Genomic DNA, 20965 nt, shown 5'->3' on the forward strand with positions numbered 1-20965 from the left:
GGGTGAACGCATGAACAAAGCACGCCATAACCCGCTGAACACGGCTGCCATGCACGGGGCGCTGATCCTCTATACCCTGATCGCCCTGTTCCCGGTCTTCGTGATCATCATCAACAGCTTCAAAACCCGACGCTCGATCTTCCGCGAGCCGCTCGCCATGCCCGATGCCGAAAGCTTCTCGCTGATCGGTTACCAGACGGTAATGAAACAAGGGGATTTCTTCCTTTATTTCCAAAACTCGCTGATCGTGACCGTGGTGTCGCTGGCCTTCGTTCTGCTGTTCGGCGCCATGGCCGCCTTTGCCCTGAGCGAATACAAATTCAAGGGCAACACTCTGATGGGCCTCTATCTGGCGCTTGGGATTATGATCCCGATCCGCATCGGCACCGTGGCGATACTTGAGATGATGGTGGCAACCGGGTTGGTGAACACCTTGTGGGCCCTGATCCTTGTCTATACCGCACAAGGCCTGCCGCTAGCCGTGTTCATCCTGTCAGAATTTATGCGGCAGGTCTCGGATGATCTGAAGAACGCAGGCCGCGTCGACGGGCTGTCCGAATACACCATATTCTTCCGATTGGTCTTACCGCTCGTCCGCCCCGCCATGGCGACCGTGGCCGTGTTCAACATGATCCCCATCTGGAACGACCTCTGGTTCCCGCTGATTCTTGCCCCAGCCGAGGAAACCAAAACACTGACGCTGGGCAGCCAAGTCTTCATTGGCCAGTTCGTCACCGACTGGAACGCGGTTCTGTCGGCGCTCAGCATGGCGATCCTGCCGGTGCTGGTGCTCTATGTCATCTTCTCGCGCCAACTGATCCGCGGCATCACTTCAGGAGCTGTCAAATGACCAAAGTTCTGATCGCTGGCCTCGGCAATATGGGGCTGAGCCACGCTTTGGCCCACCACAACCACCCGGACGCTGAAGTCGTGGGGCTGGTGAACCGGTCTGGCCGCGTGGACCATCCTGGCCTGACAGGCTATCCAGCCTATTCTGAGTTTCACACCGCTCTGGCCGAGACCAAGCCCGATCTGGTGGTCGTGGCGACCTACTCCGACAGCCACGCCGATTTCGCCTGCGCGGCGATGGAGGCCGGGGCGCATGTCTTCGTTGAAAAGCCGCTGGCAACCACTGTGGCTGATGCCAAACGAGTCGTCGCGAAAGCCATTGAGACCAACCGCAAACTGGTGATCGGTTACATCCTGCGCCACCATCCTTCGTGGATGCGCCTGATCGCCGAGGCGCGCGACCTTGGCGGGCCTTACGTCTTCCGACTGAATCTCAACCAACAAAGCAGCGGGGCCGAGTGGGAAACACACAAAGCTCTGATGCAGACCACCTCGCCCATCGTCGATTGCGGTGTGCATTATGTCGACGTGATGTGTCAGATCACTGACTCCGACCCCGTGCGAGTCCACGGCATGGGCCTGCGCCTAAGCGATGAGATCGCCGAAGACATGTACAACTACGGCCAGTTTCAGGTGGTCTTCGAGGATGGCTCGGTCGGCTGGTATGAGGCCGGTTGGGGCCCGATGATGTCCGAAACCGCGTTCTTCGTGAAAGACATCGTGTCGCCCAACGGCTCGGTCTCGATCACCGATGGCAACAAGGGCGCATCCGCCGATATCGACGGACACACCAAGGTCGGCGGCCTTCTGGTCCATCGCCCCGACGGCGACCAGAAAATCGACATGCCGGATGAACCCGGTCATCAGGAGCTCTGCGATGCCGAACAAGCCTATATGCTGCGCGCCATCGCCGAGGACATCGACCTGACCCGCCATATGAACGACGCCGTGCAATCGCTGGCCATCTGTCTAGCTGCCGATGAAAGCATCCGCATTGGCCAACCCATTTCGCTGAAAGAGGCACGCACATGACCGCCCTGACGCTGACAAACGTGAACAAGTCCTTCGGCACTGTCGAGGTACTGAAAGATATTAACATCGAAGTCGAAGACGGAGAATTCGTCGTCTTCGTCGGCCCCTCCGGCTGCGGCAAGTCCACCCTGCTACGCGTGATCGCGGGGCTGGAGGACGTGACCTCGGGCGAAGTGCGCATTGGCGGAGAGGTGATGAACCTTACGCCCCCCTCGAAACGCGGCATCGCGATGGTGTTCCAAAGCTATGCACTCTATCCCCACCTGAATGTGCGCAAGAACATGTCGCTGGCACTGAAACAGGAAGGCCAGAGCAAGCAGGTCATCGAAGAACGCGTCGCCAAGGCCAGCAAGATGCTGAACCTTGAGCCCTATATCGACCGTTACCCCTCAGAACTGTCAGGCGGCCAGCGCCAACGTGTCGCCATCGGGCGTGCCATTGTGCGTGAACCCAAACTGTTTCTGTTTGACGAACCCTTATCCAATCTGGACGCCGCCCTGCGTATGAATACGCGACTGGAAATCGCCAATCTGCATCAGCAGCTCGATGCATCGATGATCTACGTCACCCACGACCAGACCGAGGCGATGACGCTCGCTGACAAGATCGTCGTCCTGCGCGACGGGCGCGTTGAACAGGTTGGCAGCCCGATGGAGCTATATAATAACCCCGCCAACCAGTTCGTCGCGGGTTTCCTTGGCGCTCCGTCGATGAATTTCTTCCCCGCCAGCGTGATCGGCGACAGCGCAGACACAACGTTGGGTATCCGCCCAGAGGATCTGTATTTATCCGACGAAGGCCCCCTGACCGCAAACGTGACCCATGTTGAGCATCTGGGTGGAGACACAAACGTGATCGCGATGATGCAAGACCACCAGATAACCGCGCGCCTGTTCGGCCAGCATCAGGTCAACGCTGGTGAATCCGTCCATTTCGGCTACGCCCATGATCGAACCTATCGCTTCAACCGACAGGGCGCCCGTCTCACCTGACAATTTCGGGTAAAGATTTCAGGATGCTGGTGCGGTCGAGAAGACTCGATTGTCGATTTATTCCACCGCACAAAAATATTTACATTATTTTACAATGCTTTACAAATCTTTCCGGATCGCAGATTTTTAGAATTGTGCAAAGTCAGGCCTAGTTTTGTGCAAAGTGGCACGTCGAATCGTTGCCCTTGTTAGCGGGCGTCGGAGTCGTCGCTTTTGTCGTCCGATCCCGCTTCCTGATCCTGACGCGGGATCGGAAAACCCTTTTCATCCAGCCCAAGCTCCTGACGCCGCTTGATAACCTTTGGGTAATGCATGCCGGTCGGATGCCCCGGACTCTTCATTTCGTATGCCATGTCTTGCGTCCTTTTAGCTATTTGACGCCGCCGCGCGCTGTCCTGCGCGGAATGCGTCGTTCTGAATCTGTTTCTGTGATCTGCGGAAGCTGTCAGCATCAGGCGTTGTGATGTTGAATGTCTGCGGCTGGTTGATGACTGTACCGCCTGCCGCACCGTTCGTGCCGCCCAGATCGACCGGAATTTTTCGCCCTTTACTGAGGGGGATGACCGCCTCGTTAGGATGTAGTACGGCAGGGATACCTGACGTGTTTGTTGTACCTTCCTTGTAGTGAGGAGCGTGCCTGTAGGCGGCCGGCGACACCATTGGACCAGCATTCACTGACGTTGGACTGCTTGTCAGGCCACCTTCTGCGGCGAAGAATGAGCTAACGAGCGCGCCGATGAACCCACCACCGCCGCCGCTGTCACCACCGCCCAACAGCCCCCCAAAAAGCTCCTTGACCGCGAGCTGGGCGGCAAGCTGTGTCATGGTCGCCAAAATCGAGTCAGCGAGGCGCTCAAAGTCAAATTTTCCACTCTGGGCGAAGCTGGCGATTTCACTGCTCAAGCTATCCAGAACGTCGGTTTGAATCTGGTTTGCAGCGTCCTTGTAGCTGGGCACCACTGCAAGCCATCCCGCAGCCCCAGCGTTTGCGGCGTCCTTCATCTCGTTTGCCGACTTTTGAGCAGCATCCACCTGCCGAATGAGCGCTTCTGTAGTCTTGTCCACAGATGACCCCATGGAAGCCTGAGCCTCAGCCATCAGTCGAGCGGCTTCGACGGTCTGGAATTGCCCGGAGGCGACAAGTTCAAGTTCAAGCTTCTCAGCCTGCAAGCTGGTCAGACGATCTTTCAAGCTCTTGTTCAGGTCTTCGATAGCCCGCTGCTCTTCGGACAGTGCGGCACTCCGTCCCCCGCCGCCGCTGGACTTGGCCAACTGATCAATCAGATCACTTACTGAGGTGTAGTTCTGGTCCGCCTGATAATTCGAACCGGACAGTCGCCCGCCATCGCCAAATGCGCGTGGGTCCTGACCCCTACCGCCGTATTCTTTGGAAGATTGCGCGTTGCTCAAGGAAGCTGCGGCATCCACGGCAATTCCTAGATTCCGCGCAAGAGTGGCAGCGGCCTGCGATGCCGACGAAATATTGCCTGTCATGTTGGACGACGCCACACCGTTTGCAGCATCCCACGCCGCCATGAGTTCGGTCTTCATGGACTCCGATACATCAAGGGTGCGGGTAGTCTCGGCAAACGCGGCGCGCTCTGCCCGGATACGGGCTTCAGCTACCTGCACTGAATCACGTCCAAACGTCGCGATAAGCCGGTTCAATTCGGCCTGCTGACGCAGGCCAGTCAGCAATTCCTGAGCCGATGCCTTAGCCTTCTGAGCCTCAATTCGAGACCGGGCATAGCCTTCATGCATGCGGGAAATTTTGTCGGCGGCCTTGTCTGTTTCGGTGCCGATTTCTGCGACCTGTAGGGCCACCAGAAGGGCCTCTCGCTGCACGTTCAGTAATTCTTCGGGGATTGCTTCGACTGATCCAAACACCCGCACAAACGCTTCATTTAGCGAGTTCGCCGCCGCGACCTTCTCCTGCATGGTGTCAGCAGTCGCCAAGCCTTCGAGAGACTTGACCACGGTAGCGGCCTGCACATCGGTCAGCGCCAGCGAGTCCTTGAGGTTCAGGAATGTGGCTTCGATCTGAGGCACCACAGCATCGGCATAGGTCAGGGTTGTGCGGGATAGACCACCGAAACGCTCCGTCAGGTCGGCAACAGCCGAGTCCGCCGCCCTGATCGCATCGAGTCGTCCAATGGTGGCAAGGGCGGCATTTACGGACCCGGCCTGTGCGCCGAACACACCGAACTTGGCGCTTAGCTCGCTGGTGGTCTGCGATGCAGCGTCAGCGTACCCGCGATATGTGGAAACAGCGGTTGAAAGATCGGTTAGCCGGTCTTCAAAGCTCTTAGTCTCTTCCCCGGCGTCCAATGCGCTCATTGCCCATTGCGTCAGCGCGGCACCGCCCGCAATGATCCCGATCGTCGCCAAGGAAACCGGGTTAATCATGCTCATGAAACCGGAGCGAAGCGTTGCAAGAATAGACGCTCTATCGCCCATTTGATTCAGCATCTGGGAAATCTGAGTACCCTGTTGGACAGCCAGAATAAGTGGGGATTGCCCAGATGCCAGCATAACCCCGATATCGTTGAACTGCGCCGCCATATAGGCCGTCTCGTGCCCGCTGACGCGGGCCTTGCCGGAATACACGTCTGCTGCGTCGCTTGCCGCCATAAGACTTGCTGCGGCTTGTTCGCGGGCAGCAGCGGCCCGCTGAGCACTCAGCACACCGGCGTCTTCTAGTTGCTGTACTTCGGCTAGTGACTGCTCGTATGCGCGAGAAGTGGCGAACAGGCTATCGTGCTTAGCCCGAAGCGTTTCAAGGTTGGCAGAACGGCGCGCAGCCGCGTTAGCGGCGGTCTCTTGAGCATTCGCTGACGCGATGGTTTCGGCGCGCAGACGTTCCGCTTCCCGTGCCGTTCGGTTCAGTTCGCTAGCTAGGTCGGAATACCCTGCGCGGGCCTCCCTGACATCGAGTCTCGTCGTGGCATTGGTCAGGCCTGCGCGCAGGCGTTCGAGCCCGTCTTCAAGCCGTGCCAAACCTGCCGTGTCGCCAATGGAAAGGAGGCGATCACGTAGGCGGCTGGCTTGATCCGTGCTGACACGTAGGGCGTTGGAACTTTGGACAGCCAAGGTCCGAATACGTTCTGCCGCGCGGTCGGTTGCGGTGCCTAGCTTCTCAGTTTCGGTAAGTGCCCGCGTTAGCGGTTTCACATCGATCTGGGGATTGATTTTGCTCAGTTTGGTGAACGCGCCTGTACTATCCCGCTCAAGATCGCGAACAGCCCGCTTTACGGCTTCCACCGCTGTTGTAAATCTACGTGCGCCGGATTCAGCAGCGGTGGCGTTGATCTTCAAACGCAATTCGTGCGTTTCGCTCATTTGCTCAGTTCTTTCTAGGTCTGTTCTGAAAAGGGTTGGCCTCGGCAGCAACGGCCATGCAGACCCGCCGTTGCTGCCGAGGCCAAGTCGTGCGGGGCAAAAAAGAAAAGCACCGCGCCTACTGACTGTGGAGATATCAGTATTTTATCACACAAGTTGTGCGCAGCAAAATATTTGGAACTATCGGTCGAACAAATACGAGGTCAGCCTGGACACTGCTCTGCCCAACAGACACCCCCCTTAGGAACGTATTTTACAGAGTAAATATTTTTGGCGATTGACTGGTAGTCTACTTCGTCGTCGTTCCCGATTTGATCATAATTCCACGTTCGAGGAGCTTTGGCCATCCTGCAGCCCCATTCAACAAAACCGAACCTAGGTAAGATATAATCTCCTCCACCAATTGTTAGAATAATATCTATTTGAGTAGGGCCATGATCACGTGGGCTTCCGAGATTGTTGTGAAGAGGAAGACCAAGTCCATAAATCAAGTATTTGAACCAGTATCGGTTGTAACGAGACCAGTACGTCCCGCTCTCATGTCTTCTAAAGTGTGAAACTACGAACTGAAATTCCTCCTGAACGAGCTTCGTTTCCCCATTTCCACCTGTTTCGGTCCTCCACGCCATTCTATCATCGGAATAGAATGATCTGGAAAACTCATGCTGATCTCTAGCCGGGTCCAGAGGGTCGAGAGGGGTTGCGGGTGGGGCTCCAACTGAAAGCATCGTTACTTCAAGTGGATTTGCGTAGGTCCAAAATTTCCCAATTTTCGGTGTGTATGACTCACCCGGTCCCGGTCCAAACGCCATTGCAACTAACTCCTAATCAAAATTCATCAATATGGCTTAGAGTAACACAAAATGGGCCCTTCTGAGATTTGTGATTCAAGAAGTTGTATTAATGGGTTGCATTGGGCCGCTGAGGCAGCGACTGAGGGTCGAATTCACCCCACCCCTAGTGCCCCTTTGGGTCCCCGATACAATATCCGGGGCTATTTCTGATCTGCACCGCTAACGCGGCGACGACGAACAACGACAAAACAGCTTCTATGTCGTGTTATGACCCTGCCCGTGTTATGCTGACCAGCCGGATACGGGCGGGAAGTGCTTAATAAGGTCGATTATGTTAAATTCTATTTTTGGAATTAATTCGATTCACTTATTGTTTTCAACGACTTACGCGAACGCGTGATTCTCTACAAATTTTTCGGAAATGCGCGCAATATTATTACTCAGTCAACTGCCGCATAACGCATTGAATTCGCACAATTATCCTTATTTTTATGAATATCCCCTTCCCCGCGTTAGCGGGCTGTTAGTAGTCGCTTGAGTTATTCAATTGTATATATTTTATATATACAACTTTCTAAAGTTGTATTGTGCCGCGTCAGCGGCGACTGGGAAGCAGCAGTTCTTTCACCTTATTGCTGCTTGAGCCAACAACTCTCCTAGCCCCAATGATTGCTTGGCTGGTTGCGGATTAGTCGTGCCCAACAAGTACCCACCGAAACGGTTTACCCGTATCTTCATTGTTCCGTCTTTGCGGGTGGTGAAAACATATCGGCTCTCACCAGTTGGACAATTATTCGAGTCGACCACTGGAATACCGCGAACACGTTGCCGATACCAACCGTTCGTTGTTTGCGTTTCATACTGAATACCGTCGTCCGATATAACCACAACATCTGGGTCCATGTGTTTCATCAGACCATCATGCGTCCCATTTTGCCGACCATGATGCGAGGCGACGAAGACCCTAACGAGAGGCAGCAGGCTAACAAAACCACTATGAGCCATTAACTGCTCCCAACCCTTCGACTCCATATCTCCGCCAAATAGAATGGCGAAACGCCCCCAAATAAAGAACGTCGCGACACTCAAATTGTTCGTGTCCGTGGCATGAAATGGGTAGGTATTGAAGAAATGGACCACGCCAACATCGTCAGTGTAAGGGAGTGGACCAACATGTCCGGGACCATATGATTTCAAGAATTCCCATGCGGCCGTCACGCCAGATCGCATCCCGTCAGGCTTCATCTTTTTCAGTTGATCAGCTCCTATATATGGATTGCTGAAAACTCCGCGAAAGCGAACTTTTTCGAACATAGAGGGCAGGTCTTGAACATGGTCTTCATCCAAGTTTTGAATTATCAGCCGGTCGAAAGCTTGCCCTGCGTATTCAACCGACGGGTACCATGGTCTGTGGCTCGAAAAGCCACAGTCCAGCATATAGCGAGTTCCATTCGGGCAGGTTACCACTGAGCAGGCCCCATGACCTACGTCGTGGATTGTGATGTCCATCATGCGGTTTTCTCCATGCAGTCTGTGGGTTGTGATGATGCAGCGGCAAGCACGTTTTGCACAAACCTCACGCCATACTGCTGTGCGGTCCAAGCACTAATTAGGTAGGCCCCGACCAAGCCGAAACCGTAGATCAGAGACATTCGAACATCGTCGGAAAACCACCACAATAGCAGTGGCAAACCTAACATCATGAAAGCGTTGATCGTGGCGGTATCCCGCGCGGCGAGGTAATTTCCATGGGCGTCTAGAACTCCACTTTCATCCCTAACTTGCCGATACACATGATAGAAATGTGAATCTTGTAGGCGGCGGTCCTCAGGCAATGGTCCATGGTTCGCAGCGAGTGAAACCATGTTCACCCGACGATCTTTAGGACCGATAGCTGAAAACGCTCTGGCCCCCGGTAATGGATGCGCCAAGCGCCAATGCACCAAGCTGTCACGACATGAGGCAGGAAGCATTCCCAGCAGAAGCAGCTTGGTCAAACAAGCAAAAATAAGAGCTGCGGAAGTCGGGAACCCTGCCCCAGCCAGTATTTCGACTGGCTTTAGGTTAGTTACACTCAGAAGTCGTTCTGAACCAATCAGGACAAATGCAAAGACGATAACGTGGCCAGCCAGAACACCCCTAATCAGCGCAGCGTTTTGGCGTTTTAGTGAATGCTGATCAGACATGATGCGGTTTCCTCCGGCCTATCGTACTTAACGCATTTTCTCCTCCCTATATGGGTCTTCGCTACATCTCGCGACGACCATACGTCCCTGCCCCTATATAGCATGCGGCAACCTGCCGCGCAAGCTTAGTTCGCTAAATGTTCCCAATCTGACCAAATGTGGTGAAGTCCTACCATTCTGGACTGGGTTACAAAGTTCGCGAGAATGGAATTAGCAGGTCACAATCGCCGGGAAATAATTCGCCTGTTTGTCCAAGACCAGCGGGTGGGACAAATGGAAGACAAATAGAAATCGGTCCAGAACCCCTTATTTCTATGGTCTATTCGTATCTATTTGTCTATTTGTCTATTTGTACACATAAATATAGGGCCATTTCTTTTCGCCTGACAAAGGGCGGGAAAGCGCACCCCGCCTGTAGTGTCTCTTTCTGTCTGACCGTCTGAGAGGATTTCGGAAGACAGGTAGGACAAACAGACAAATAGTCTGCAACCCGCTGAATTATAATGATTTCTATTTGCCTATCCGTTTGTCTGCCCTGTGGCCGAATAGACAACTAGGCGCTAACGCGCCTAATCGTTCTCCACACCATGCACAAATGTACCGTACACCCGGATGCACTTAATGCCGCTCCCCTCTCCGGGCACGTAGTCGTGGAACCACTGAGACTGCGCGCCCTTCTTCCGTTCAACCAACGCACCAGCATCACGCAGCCGGTCTGCCAGCGCCTTGTGCCCGGTAGTGATGCCCAGCTTGCCCAAACGGTCCAGAGGCAGAATGTAAGTGCGCAGCCGCATTTCCTCGTCAGCGATCTTTAGCTTCTTCGGCGCAGTATCGTCCGGTTTGCCGTTTACTGACAGGTGTCCGTAGTACCCCAGAATTTCCTGTCGATTGAAATCCCGATACTCGTGCATGGACACAATGCTACCCGTCTGGATGCCCCGGAGGATAACGCGACGTAGGGCCTCCACCTGCTGGCTATCGGTATCCAGATGCACCATCCGGGCGTTCAAAGTATCCTCAAGAAGTTCGCGCATGAACTGGCGCACGGGGACTTGATCTCCGAAAATCCCAGCTTCCTGAGCGACTTCACCAGCAACGCAAAACAACGCGGCTAGACGCACAACGCGGCGGGTTGCACCCTTCACCAAATCCGCCCATTCGTCCATGACGCCGCTAACGCGGCTGCTCACCATGTCTCGACCAAGTTCCGCCAGCTTTTCAGCAAACACCAACCCGGTGACACCATACACAGCCGCTTCCGGGTCATCGCCTGACAAAGCCCGGATCGCGGCAAGCTCATCACTACCTTCTGCCAGATCGGCAGCGCCGTCATATTCCACAGAGAAAATACGGGCTACTGCCCCGGTCAGTGGGTCTGCACCCTCCGCCGTCAGGCGGTTGAGAAAGCCCCGTTCGGCAGATGTTACAAAGCAGGTGTGCCAAGTGCGGGTGCGCTGCACACCACCGTCCCGCGTACCACGCCCCCGACCGGAACCATCCGCCAACTGCAAAGTGATACGCTGCTTTTCCCCTGCGTCTAGCTTCGATGCACCATCATCGTCCAACACCAGCACGGAACCATTTGAGCGTTCAGCATTGGATTCCGTTGCCGTTGCTGTCTGATCTGCCTTCATGAACAAACCGGTATTGTCCGGCGGTGCGTAGTGTGCCGCACCAGCCTTCCCGGCGGACGTCTTACCCTTGGATGAGTCACCTTCCAGCGCCACAACAGGCGACACATCATTCTGGATGAAGTCCACTAGACACCCGACCAACCCGGACAGGTAGCCGGGAAGGAACAACTTGCCGTTGACGCCCATCAGGGCGGTTGTGGCGTAAGTATTGTGTTCGGCAAGTGTGCCCCTTGTTCGCCCGCTAACGCGGGCCTTGGGGTGCAGGATGTAACGGACCCCATCCGCGTTTGCCACAGCGCCGGAAGGCGAAACATAGGTATCCCCATGCCACCCAGCCTTTTCAACAAGTACGGCTTCGTTGTCGGTGTTTACGGATCGAAGGAGTGACACAATGGTTTCAGACTTCGCCTGCGGATCGGTTTCAAGTCCCTCATCCACAAGGCGCGACAGAAACGATCCCGTATCCCGATATGTGTCCCCGATACGGTAAACGGACTCCACAACACCCCGCTGCGCTGAGCGGTGCCGGTATCGGATTGTGATTTCATTTGTCCGCCCAGCTTCGGTTTCCCCGAACGCCACGTGCGGAACCTCAAAAGCGCGGCAGACTCGCTTGTAGCCAGCATCCGGCTTGTCGAAATCTACCGCCCAGAACCATCCGTCCTTGTAGGTAGCAAAAGACGGCAACCACCCTGCGGTTTCTGCGGCACGTTCAACGGTATTAGTCGTGGCATCTTCCAATGGAATGTAGGGTGCCGGGGCAGCTTTTCGGCGCGCTTCTGCAAGCTTCTGACGGGCGTTAGCCCGAGCTTCGCGGTCGAACTTCGCCCAAATTCCCCTAACCTTCGGCAAGCTTAGAGCGGTGCTCTTGGATAGGTTCTGTGAAATCCGTTCCCGCATTGCTGCGTCTTCGATACCAGCCGCGTGAACCTCACCAAGGAAGGACTCTACATCCGACTCGTTGGCTGTGTCATAATTGAACGCTGCTGCCTGCGCTTCAAAATCTGCGGCCTGTTCTGCTTCTTCGCCCTGCTGTTCCGCGATTTCTTCAGGGGTGAGTTCTTCAAAGCGTCCCGGCTGATCCGAAGCATCAACCATGAATGCCGGGACTTCCAGCCAGTCGGGATCAATAACACCGTCTTCGATCCACTGAGTAATGTAATCAACCGTGTGATAACGTTCCTTACAAGAATGCAGGCACAGCACCTTTGCAAATCCGTTTTCGGTATCAGGTGCATTCCAAACACTGGTAGAGCTAACGGCACTTTCAGTGGTGTGGTTGTCAGAAAATGGGCATTCCACGTGCAAACGGTCGCCAGCCTGTTCCTTTGCTACGTGCGAGTCCGCCAACATGTCCGCCAGCATCCACCGCTTCCCATAGCGGCGATAAAGCCCAGTTACATCAACTCCGGTACTCGTGGTCACCTCCGGGATAGACGAACCACCAGTGCCACCACCTGCGGCGGTAAAGGGATTGTTCGCGCCGTTCGCGACATCGGGGATTTCTTCCCACTTGATCGGACGCCCTCTAAAGATCGCGCAATAATAGTCTGCGCCAGGACGATGCGTTGCAAGGTACAGAATACGGCTGGGGTCCGTGGCAACAGGATCAATCTGCAAGCCAAGTTTCTGAGCAAGGCCGCGCACTTTGTTGGCCCAGATTTCAGGCCCCCTCTTCGGGCTGATATCCAGTTCAGTAACGTCCACCGGGTCAGCAAACATCGCAATGACACGCATCTTCTGCAAAGCCGGACAAGACCAAACACACTTAATTTCGCCGTCAATGTCGGCCCGTGGGTCCACTAGTTCGCACTGCAGAATGAACTCTTCAGAATAGGATTCCATGCTCCGCAGATATGCGCGGACAGTTTCTGTGGTGATTTCAGTGCCGTGTTTAAGAACGGAATCGACCGGCTTGGAGTCGGTAGTTCTGTCGAAGTTGTGGGACGTGTAAAGAACAATTGCCAATCCAGACGCTTCACAACGGTCAACCACATCTTCCAGCGATTGCTCCGGTTCTACATCAAGGCCGATTGCAACCATGCCACGCATGTTGGAGGCCTTTCGCTCCCCATTTGCGCTGGCACCGAACACATAGCCTGCCCCGCCCTTCCGGTCGTGTTCGCGATGGAACGTCAGACTGTCGGCCAGCCATTCGCCCCACGTCTTTTCCTTGGCGCGCCAGCCCTGTTTCTTCGGGCCCCCGGTTCCCCAGTGCTTTTCGATCAAGGGCGCAGTTCGATCCATAAGGGCGTCAAAATCGGCGGACGCTTCTCCGAGGATATAGGCATCGTTCCACGTCTCCTCCGCATTCCAAGGAAGCGTGTTGTCCAACACCTTTCTAATTGCCGTCATTCAGTCATTCTCCTAGTCAGTGTCTTTCCCCTTCTGTTTTTTGGGCGGCTAACGCCGCCCGTTGCCGTCACGCAGCTTCCAGCTCATCGAGCAGCCCGGAGGCCTCGCGGATCAAAGCCCGCAGACGCGCTGTAATTTCAGGAGTCCGCTCAAGCTCTGAAACCTGCTTGATCTGCTCGCACGCTACCAAAAGTTGATTTTCCATACCCGTTGCTCCTTCCTTCTAGTTTTTGAAATGCCGGTCTGCCCGACACCGGGAAGCTGCAATCAATCCATCCTTAAATCAACGCTTAAAGTATTGTTATTACTTCTCTATTTAGCAAAGATGCCATGTCAGAAAAACTGGCATTTCTTGCAAAATGTCACATCTACTTGCATCTGATCGGGACAGTCAGAGGCACTTTCCCCAACCTCGAATTGAGCAATTCTAAATGACAAAAACTGCCCAACATTTGTGCATTTGCAAAACTACACAACTGAGGTCAGGCAAAATGACATTAGGCATGTTCCTGAAGTGCGACGCCCTGCCGCACCTCATGATGGTCAGGCACTGCTTCCCTGAGCCCCGAAGTGCTCGACGACCGCGTGCAACAGTGACCACGGGGGTTCAAAACGAATCTTCGCACCATCACCGGCAGGTGATCTGGGGCCAGTCCAGTATTGATGTCGGTGGCGCGGATGCGGTTCAAATCCGGCTGTGGTCATTGCGAGTTCGAAGTCTTCATCCAGTAACTTACGAAGGCGCTCCACATCCTGCCTGTTGATGTAGTAGCCGCCCAGACCGTCCCGCTTGTCATGGTTGAACATTCGCGCCAATAGCGCACGCGCCGATTCACCGGCAATTTTACCGGGGTGTTCAATATCGAACATTTCTTTTCTCCTAGTCAGGTTGATTGTTGGGGTGACGCGGTGGGGTCTGCCACCGGGGATCAACAGTGCCAGTCAGGTTCCGAATTCGTCGAATAAAATGGCATCAATCTCTGCTCCGATAGCAGGCCAAGCGGTCCTCCACGTAGCTTCGTCATCACAGGCAATGCGGCTAGCGTGCCACAACTGGGCGCGTCTGAGAGCACGCTGCAAAGCACGAGGCATCTTGCTATGCTGCCTCATTGCGTGCCTCCAAGATGGCATTGATCTCCGCGCGGAGACGCGCCTCCTCATCGTCCTTCTCAGCTTGTGACATGTCGGAACGAAGCTCAGAAGCTGCGCGCCACTTGTCGTCGCGCGCGGTCTTGCGTTTCTCTTGCGCCGCAGTGAGCGACGGCGGGATTGGACCTCCTGCGAAAAGTGATTTCTCTTGGGCAATCATTCCGCCACCGCCTTACGCCAAGCCATGGCGGCGCGCCCAGTTAATCTTTTGAGCGGGCGGCAATTCATCCCAGTTCGAAGGCTGCTGATTTTCGTCACAATCGCTTCGCGTCCAGTTTCCAGCGGCGTACGCAACAGAAGGAACCTTGTTCCTCGCGCTGGAAATGATCGTGTCGCGGTCGACATCGACTTTCGCCAGTACCGCCGACTTAACGCCGGGCAGCGTCAATGCCTGATCGGGGGTGATCTCTACCCCGTATTCACTGGCCACAATGGCAGTGACCTTCGCAAGGACTGACGACAACCGGGCACCGGCACTCGCGCTGTTCAGGTTTTCCAGCAGCGCTTCCGTTGCGCCGTTCGCCTCTTCACTAAATGCGACCATTTCATCGGTGATGACGAACTCCACGTCATGCGGCATGTTTGTTTCCTTCATAGTAGTTGTTTGTTTTGGCCATGTTCCAAATAGCCGTGGTTGAACTGTTCTTGATGGTGAAGGCGATGCAGAAACCTTCCCAATTTTCGGGAAGGTCATCGCCAAAGATTGCGTGGATGATCGCTGGATGGATCAAAAGAGCATCGGCGAGAAAGGCGGAATCCAGATGTACAACTTTCTCCCAGAACGCCCGTGCTACAACTTCCCGAAACTCAGCCTGAATCTCTGCGGCGCGTTCGCGTTCGGCATCTCCGAGGGACGCCCTTAGGCGCTTCGAACGAGCCTGAGGTGCCGTCCCCAAATCAATGTCAGCAGGCGAATTGACACACGTCTGACGCGAAGCTCGCAACAAAGGCCGCGGATCGGGAACACGGGGGATTAAGTCCGCAAGCGCGTAGAAATGCTCGTTACCCTCGCGATGGCGAAATGCAGGATCGCGTTCATTCAGCCAGCGATGCCCAGTACGTGAAGTTATACTGTACGCACGGCACAATTCAGCCGTGCTGATACAATGGAGTTCGTGGCTCATAGGCCCTCCAAGTGTTTGATTTTGAGATGAAATGACAACGCCCCCGGCGTTGGTTTAGACACCCCCGGTGCCTCAGATTTCTAAGAGAAACATGCCACAAAAACGAGAAAATGTCAAAGGCCAGACGGTTAACGGTCTGGTTTCAGTCAGGCACAGTTTTGTGCAATCGAAGGCAGCGCTGGTGTCAGTTAATATGTCACTGTTTGGAACTTCGAATGAAGCTTCATCTCCTCTCCGGTTGTGTTATCAATTTGAGAATCCATGTGGGATTTAAGCGTGTGAACAGACATTTTGAGGACAAAAATGGAAGATTTCGAGCAGCAACCATTTAGCGATGCAGAGTTTGCTGAGAATCCAGAGCAGCGATGCCCTGTCGTATTGTTGCTGGACACCTCTTATTCGATGAATGGAGCGCCGATAGCGGAGCTAAACGAGGGGTTGGCCACATTACGCCAAGAATTACTAAATGACCCGATGGCCTCCAAACGCGTCGAATTGGCAATGGTGACTTTTGGGCCGGTCGAGAACCGCTCTGACTTCGCAACGGTGGATTGCTTTTACCCAGAAGCTCTTGAAGTTGGCGGAGCCACTCCAATGGGTGAAGCAGTCGTGACCGGTTTGGACATGCTACGTCAGCGTAAGGATCGATATCGTGAAAATGGCGTCAAATACTATCGCCCGTGGGTATTTCTAATTACGGACGGCGCACCAACTGACAATTGGGACGAGGCCAAACGCCGCGTTCACGAAGGGGAAGAGCGCAAGGAATTTATGTTCTATACGGTCGGTGTCGAACAGGCGGACATGGGAGTTCTTTCTCAACTGGCCACGCGGCAACCTCTAAAGCTCAAAGGTCTTGCGTTCAAAGAACTATTTCAGTGGTTGTCCAGTTCGCTTAGCGCTGTTTCCCAGTCCAATCCCGGTGACGCCGTTCCGCTTGAAAATCCGACTGCCCCAGACGGCTGGGCTGTAGCGGGGTAATCGAGTGACGTGGAAATGGGCGTCAGCGTCCGTTATTGGTACGTCGCACATACGATCCGGCAGCAGGCTGCAAGACGCCTATGCGGTTTCCCCTCTCAGGGATGATTGTATATTCGCTGTTGTTTCGGATGGAGCTGGTAGTGCGCAGTTTGGTGCGCAAGGCGCATGGCTTGTCTGCCGTTCATTGACGGTATGCTTTCGCGCATGGATGCACGAAAACTCCACGGTGCCAAGCAATGCAGTGCTAACCGACTGGATTGACGAACTAAGGGATCGCATTGCGGCAGCAGCCACGCGAAAGGAGAGTACACCCCGACAGTTTGCCGCTACGTTAGCCGCCGTTTTGATTACGCCAGAAGAAACCCTTACCATGCAAGTGGGTGACAGTGCCGTAGTGGGAAGAGTCCCTGATGGTTGGGACGTTCTGTGTTGGCCTGAAAACGGAGAATACGCGTCAAGCACGTACTTCGTAACCGATGACCCGGAACCTCGTTTGACAATTACCCGGCGACCGACTGAGCATGATGCATTCGCGTTGTTCTCAGATGGCGTTGGCGACTTGGCATTATCGCATAAAGAAGAGGTCGCGCATCCTCAATTTTTCAATCCAATGATGCGTCCAGTTGACAAAGCAACCGGACAAGGGCGGTTAACTGAGCTATCGGAAAGACTGGCGGCATATCTACGTCAGCCTTCGGTCTGCGAACGTACCGATGATGACAAAACGCTCATCCTCATTTCCGGAGGATAGAGTGAAAGAAATAATTGTCGGAAACGAGCGCTATTCAATCGCCGAAATGATTGGAAAGGGGGGCGAGGGCGAAGTCTACGCAATAAACGGGCGGTCAGGACAAGCTGCCAAAATCTACAACCCGGATTTGCGTACGAAACGCGAAAGAAAAGTACGCGCAATGGTCGGTGAAGGTCTCGCATCGAAGACCGACCTTGTCGCTTACCCCGGTGAAGTCATCACAGACAAACAAGGCGGATTCTTGGGTTTCGTGATGCGATTGGTTTCGGGCTACCGCCCGCTGCACGAGTTGTATAGCCCGAAGTCGCGACAGCGTCATTTTCCGAAGGCCGATTTTCGGTTCTTGATTCATACCGCCTCAAACGTTGCACGGGCAGTTGGAAAGGTCCATCAGACTGGTTGCGTGATCGGCGATTTGAACCATTCGGGCATACTTGTCGGAAATGATGCCACTGTAGCACTTATTGATGCCGATAGTTTCCAGTTTAGTCTGAACGGACAAGCTTATCCTTGTCTTGTCGGGGTTCCTGAATTCACGCCTCCGGAACTCCACGGGAAGAACTTTGCGTCCGTGGAGCGAACCGTAGGCCACGACAACTTCGGTTTAGCAATTGCGATTTTCCATCTATTGTTCATGGGTCGGCATCCCTACGCAGGGCGGTACAACGGGCCAGACATCTCCATGGGTGAAGCCATTGCCCAAAACCGCTTCGCTTTTTCGATGACGCGAAAAGCGGAAACCTTGACTTCTCCCCCTCCCGGCACACTACCGCTCGACGTCTTTCCTGATGCCATAGCACAAAACTTTGAAAACGCTTTCGGAACCCGCGCGCAGGACCGTCCCAGCGCATCCGCGTGGATTGATGCACTAACCAAACTCGAAGCAAATTTGTGCCGGTGTAGTAGGGTATCGACGCACTACTACCCCACTAATGCCAAACAATGTGTTTGGTGTGCGATGGCTGGATCCAGCGGCTTTGACATGTTCCCAAATTTGTCTGTTGCCGCCCATCGTAACCCAACAGATGCGCGCGCGACCGAACAGGCGATCCGCGAAATTCTAGCTTTCAAGTTCCCTACAATCGACGACCTACTTCCTCCGAGTCCAACTGGTGCCGGAATAAGTTTAAAACTCAAAGAGGCCAAACGCTCAAAGCAAGGTAAGGCTCTGTTTGGAGCCTTGTTGATATGTGGTGCGCTTGCTGGCCTGATCTTTGCCTCCCCCGCTTGGTTTCTATGGTTGGGATTAGGAGGGTGGGGCTGGTCGATGATAGGAGATAGACAAGTCGACGCGCAGCCATTTAGGGAAGCATTCAACCTCGCCGAAGACAACATTCAGCATGAACTGAACAACATTATACAGAGAAGTGGTCTTGCACAGGTTCTAAGAGTACAAAGTGATACCGAGGCTGCTATCGCTTCGTATAATAGCTTTGATAGCGATCTGAACCGTGAGTTACAAAAACTCAAATCTACCCGAAAAGAGCGCCAGCTAATCTCTTTCCTCGACCGGCATCCAATTCGAGGCGCTCAGATTTCCGGTATCGGCCCCGCCAAGAAGGCAAGACTCATTTCATTCGGCATCGAAACTGCCGCAGATGTTTCCTTTGCAGCGGTTAATGGCGTTCCCGGATTTGGAGCGGTTATGTCCGGCAAACTGTTGGCGTGGAGGCGCGTGCTGGAGTCAGATTTTCGATATAATACGGCTCCAAATGCTCAGGACGCCACGGACGAAAACGCCCTCAAAGCAAAGTTTTCCGCCCACAAGAGTATGCTAGAAGCACAGATACGCAATGGCTTGAAAACACTCAGAACTTCCAAAAGCCAAGTAAACGCCTTGGCTTCAACAACCAAGCAAGACCAAGGTCTTCAAACGGCACTCGCACGTCGGGAGCAGGCCGCACAAGACATTGTGCATCTAGGTGGAACCGTCCCAAGCTCAAATGTTTCCTTTTCGCTTCCGATTACCGGAAGGCCAAACCCTATAAAATCCCCTAGCTACCAACCTCAACCGTTCACCCGAACTAAACCAAGTTCGCCTACAATTCAGCACTCGTCGCCACCCCGAAAGATTGCTCCGTCTTCGTCAAAACCGACCACTCCTAGTTGCCCAGCGTGTGGTTCACGCATGGTCCGGCGCACTGCCAAAAAAGGACCGAATGCGGGTAATAAATTCTGGGGGTGTTCAAGATTCCCTAGATGCCGTGGGACAAGAAACTAATTTAAAGCGCTGTCGAAAGATCACAACAATGGCAAAGCGGCCAACAAAACGCCAAATCCGGAAAACACTCAGCTTTGTGCTTAGTGAACTGGTTCGCTGCTCAGAGATTTCAACGAACATCACAAAGCTCAGGCAGCTCATTACAGAAGAGGGCTGGACCTACGACATTCCATTTCCTGACAACCAGCGCCGATTGATAGGTAAGGCTGCACACGACGAGCTAGCCGCTCTCGCGCGCGCAATTGTAGCAAGTGACAAGCGCTTGGTAGGAAAGGTCAAAGTTAACCCTTTTTTTCAGCTACTTTCAGAAGAGCTTGGGCGTATGATCAGCGAGGGGAAAGAGATTGATGAACGAGACTTCATCGAAGGCTGCATAACGAAAACGCTATCGATCCATTTAAAGCCCAGAGAGTTCTATATTCCTTGCATAGCTCCAAGCATTAAGGGCGTAACAACATTCAAGATTGGCCCAGTCACATTTATCAAAAAAGAGTACTTTCTTAAGCATCACGCAAAGAGAATTCAAACCGATAATTCGCTAAAGGTCGATGAGCTGAAGTCATTTTATCAAGTACAGAACTGGATCGCACATGTTCGCATTGATGGCTTTGACGAAATTAGCTCCGAAGACAGGGCTTTTTTTATAGTTCGCTTGGCCGTTGCTTCTATCAAGTCTCGCCTTGAACGGGAACATGCGCAATGGCTGGGCAACGAGAAGCAATCAATGCCAGGACTATTGCGCTACAGTCTTACATCCGAACCGAACGGCGAAGACCCATCCAAGATTTGTTTAGGGTGGAGGCGTCAATTCATTGCCACCGGGATGGACGAGGAAGTAGCAGTGCGTCTGCTAAGTGAAAGCTCAAGATCATGGTTTCTGGTGTTCGGAGCCTTTCTAAACAAAGCAATGAATCTAGGGCAATGGAGTTACCTAGAGTCAAAGATTGTTACCGCAGTGATTTGGCTCGACCTTGGCAATAGTCAGATCAGTGACGCTGAGAGAATAGTCGCCTTTTCAAACTGCCTCGAATCCATCTTCGTGACGAATGACAAAGGCAAGAAACAACAACTCGCGAAACGTTCTCGCCTCCTTCTGGAGTACTCTGGCTGGCGTCCAGAATTGAATGGAAAGGTTGCTGAGTTTTATTCGAAGCGAAGTGAAATCGTTCACGGCGACAGAATGCCAGTGGACCCTGAGTTCCGAAATGCCGCTTTCGTTGGAAAGTATCTTACAGACGTTTGTATAGAAGGGTTCATCCACTTCTCGAATTGGTTGATCATCAAGCATAAACAAGCTGGAACGAAGGAGCACGATCTACCCTTTAACGGACATGGTAGCTTTGATCGCGCGATGGAAGATGAACTTCCGTTGTTCATAGAAGAGATGAAAATACGCATTGATAGCAAATCCTAGCTCAGGGCGGCAGCCATTGCGCCCATGGTCTCCGGGGCCCGTGTAGCGCAGAGTTTCGAAAACGCGATAGAACGGGTCGCGATGCTGGTAAAAAAAGGCCCGCTGACGCGGGCCTCACTCCGAGGGATGCCGCCGCAAATTGCG

At 53.8% G+C, this 20965-nt stretch carries 18 protein-coding genes; 7 read left to right on the forward strand and 11 right to left on the reverse strand.

Annotated features, from left to right (window positions below):
* The first annotated feature begins 10 nt into the window (after window positions 1–10).
* Genes AC2TEM_RS03660 through AC2TEM_RS03670 form a run of 3 tightly spaced genes read left to right on the forward strand, consistent with a single transcriptional unit; the run spans window position 11 to window position 2873 of the window.
* Window positions 11–850, forward strand: a complete 840-nt coding sequence (locus AC2TEM_RS03660; RefSeq protein ID WP_170421113.1) for a carbohydrate ABC transporter permease — start codon at window positions 11–13, stop codon at window positions 848–850.
* On the forward strand, window positions 847–1881 hold the full coding sequence (locus AC2TEM_RS03665) for a Gfo/Idh/MocA family protein (RefSeq protein WP_170421112.1): 1035 nt from the start codon (window positions 847–849) through the stop codon (window positions 1879–1881). The genes AC2TEM_RS03660 and AC2TEM_RS03665 overlap by 4 nt, the downstream gene beginning before the upstream one ends.
* Window positions 1878–2873: an ABC transporter ATP-binding protein gene (locus AC2TEM_RS03670; RefSeq protein ID WP_170421110.1), complete on the forward strand. Its 996-nt coding sequence runs from the start codon at window positions 1878–1880 to the stop codon at window positions 2871–2873. Before AC2TEM_RS03665 ends, AC2TEM_RS03670 begins: the two co-directional genes overlap by 4 nt.
* A gap of 188 nt (window positions 2874–3061) precedes the next feature.
* Here the strand turns inward: AC2TEM_RS03670 and AC2TEM_RS03675 are convergent, their stop codons facing one another.
* From AC2TEM_RS03675 to AC2TEM_RS03725, 11 genes are all read right to left on the reverse strand, one after another.
* The gene (locus tag AC2TEM_RS03675; protein WP_480855984.1) at window positions 3062–3226 is read right to left on the reverse strand and encodes a hypothetical protein; all 165 of its coding nucleotides are present in this window, start codon (window positions 3224–3226) and stop codon (window positions 3062–3064) included.
* 13 nt (window positions 3227–3239) lie between these two features.
* Window positions 3240–6212, reverse strand: coding sequence for a phage tail length tape measure family protein (locus tag AC2TEM_RS03680; protein WP_480855985.1), 2973 nt, complete (start codon window positions 6210–6212; stop codon window positions 3240–3242).
* 203 nt (window positions 6213–6415) lie between these two features.
* Window positions 6416–7024: a hypothetical protein gene (locus AC2TEM_RS03685; protein WP_480855986.1), complete on the reverse strand. Its 609-nt coding sequence runs from the start codon at window positions 7022–7024 to the stop codon at window positions 6416–6418.
* Window positions 7025–7630: 606 nt separating this feature from the next.
* Window positions 7631–8518, reverse strand: a complete 888-nt coding sequence (locus AC2TEM_RS03690) for a ComEC/Rec2 family competence protein (RefSeq protein ID WP_480855987.1) — start codon at window positions 8516–8518, stop codon at window positions 7631–7633.
* Window positions 8515–9192 (reverse strand): hypothetical protein, encoded by a 678-nt coding sequence (locus AC2TEM_RS03695; RefSeq protein ID WP_480855988.1) that lies wholly within the window; start codon window positions 9190–9192, stop codon window positions 8515–8517. Before AC2TEM_RS03695 ends, AC2TEM_RS03690 begins: the two co-directional genes overlap by 4 nt.
* 569 nt (window positions 9193–9761) lie before the next feature.
* Window positions 9762–13181 carry a DUF927 domain-containing protein gene (locus AC2TEM_RS03700; RefSeq protein ID WP_480855989.1) on the reverse strand — a complete coding sequence of 1140 codons (3420 nt, stop codon included), beginning with the start codon at window positions 13179–13181 and terminating at the stop codon, window positions 9762–9764.
* 67 nt (window positions 13182–13248) lie between these two features.
* On the reverse strand, window positions 13249–13386 hold the full coding sequence (locus AC2TEM_RS03705) for a hypothetical protein (protein WP_480855990.1): 138 nt from the start codon (window positions 13384–13386) through the stop codon (window positions 13249–13251).
* Between the two features lie 338 nt (window positions 13387–13724).
* Window positions 13725–14051: a hypothetical protein gene (locus tag AC2TEM_RS03710; RefSeq protein ID WP_480855991.1), complete on the reverse strand. Its 327-nt coding sequence runs from the start codon at window positions 14049–14051 to the stop codon at window positions 13725–13727.
* Between the two features lie 226 nt (window positions 14052–14277).
* Entirely contained in the window at window positions 14278–14490 is a 213-nt protein-coding gene (locus AC2TEM_RS03715) for a hypothetical protein (RefSeq protein ID WP_480855992.1), read from the reverse strand.
* 12 nt (window positions 14491–14502) lie between these two features.
* Window positions 14503–14925, reverse strand: a complete 423-nt coding sequence (locus AC2TEM_RS03720; RefSeq protein ID WP_480855993.1) for a BTB/POZ domain-containing protein — start codon at window positions 14923–14925, stop codon at window positions 14503–14505.
* The gene (locus AC2TEM_RS03725; RefSeq protein WP_480855994.1) at window positions 14900–15454 is read right to left on the reverse strand and encodes a hypothetical protein; all 555 of its coding nucleotides are present in this window, start codon (window positions 15452–15454) and stop codon (window positions 14900–14902) included. The genes AC2TEM_RS03720 and AC2TEM_RS03725 overlap by 26 nt, the downstream gene beginning before the upstream one ends.
* Before the next feature lie 303 nt (window positions 15455–15757).
* Here AC2TEM_RS03725 and AC2TEM_RS03730 point away from each other — a divergent pair, with 303 nt between their 5' ends.
* The 4 genes from AC2TEM_RS03730 to AC2TEM_RS03745 are packed head-to-tail and all read left to right on the forward strand — an operon-like array spanning window position 15758 to window position 20821.
* Window positions 15758–16435 (forward strand): vWA domain-containing protein, encoded by a 678-nt coding sequence (locus tag AC2TEM_RS03730; protein WP_480855995.1) that lies wholly within the window; start codon window positions 15758–15760, stop codon window positions 16433–16435.
* Between the two features lie 4 nt (window positions 16436–16439).
* The gene (locus AC2TEM_RS03735) at window positions 16440–17186 is read left to right on the forward strand and encodes a PP2C family serine/threonine-protein phosphatase (protein ID WP_480855996.1); all 747 of its coding nucleotides are present in this window, start codon (window positions 16440–16442) and stop codon (window positions 17184–17186) included.
* A complete protein-coding gene (locus tag AC2TEM_RS03740; RefSeq protein ID WP_480855997.1) occupies window positions 17152–19407 on the forward strand; it encodes a topoisomerase DNA-binding C4 zinc finger domain-containing protein in 2256 nt (751 codons plus the stop codon). The genes AC2TEM_RS03735 and AC2TEM_RS03740 overlap by 35 nt, the downstream gene beginning before the upstream one ends.
* Window positions 19408–19435: 28 nt before the next feature.
* Window positions 19436–20821, forward strand: coding sequence for a hypothetical protein (locus tag AC2TEM_RS03745; RefSeq protein WP_480855998.1), 1386 nt, complete (start codon window positions 19436–19438; stop codon window positions 20819–20821).
* Window positions 20822–20965: the final 144 nt, after the last annotated feature.

The organism is Ruegeria sp. HKCCD3925 (assembly GCF_057221175.1).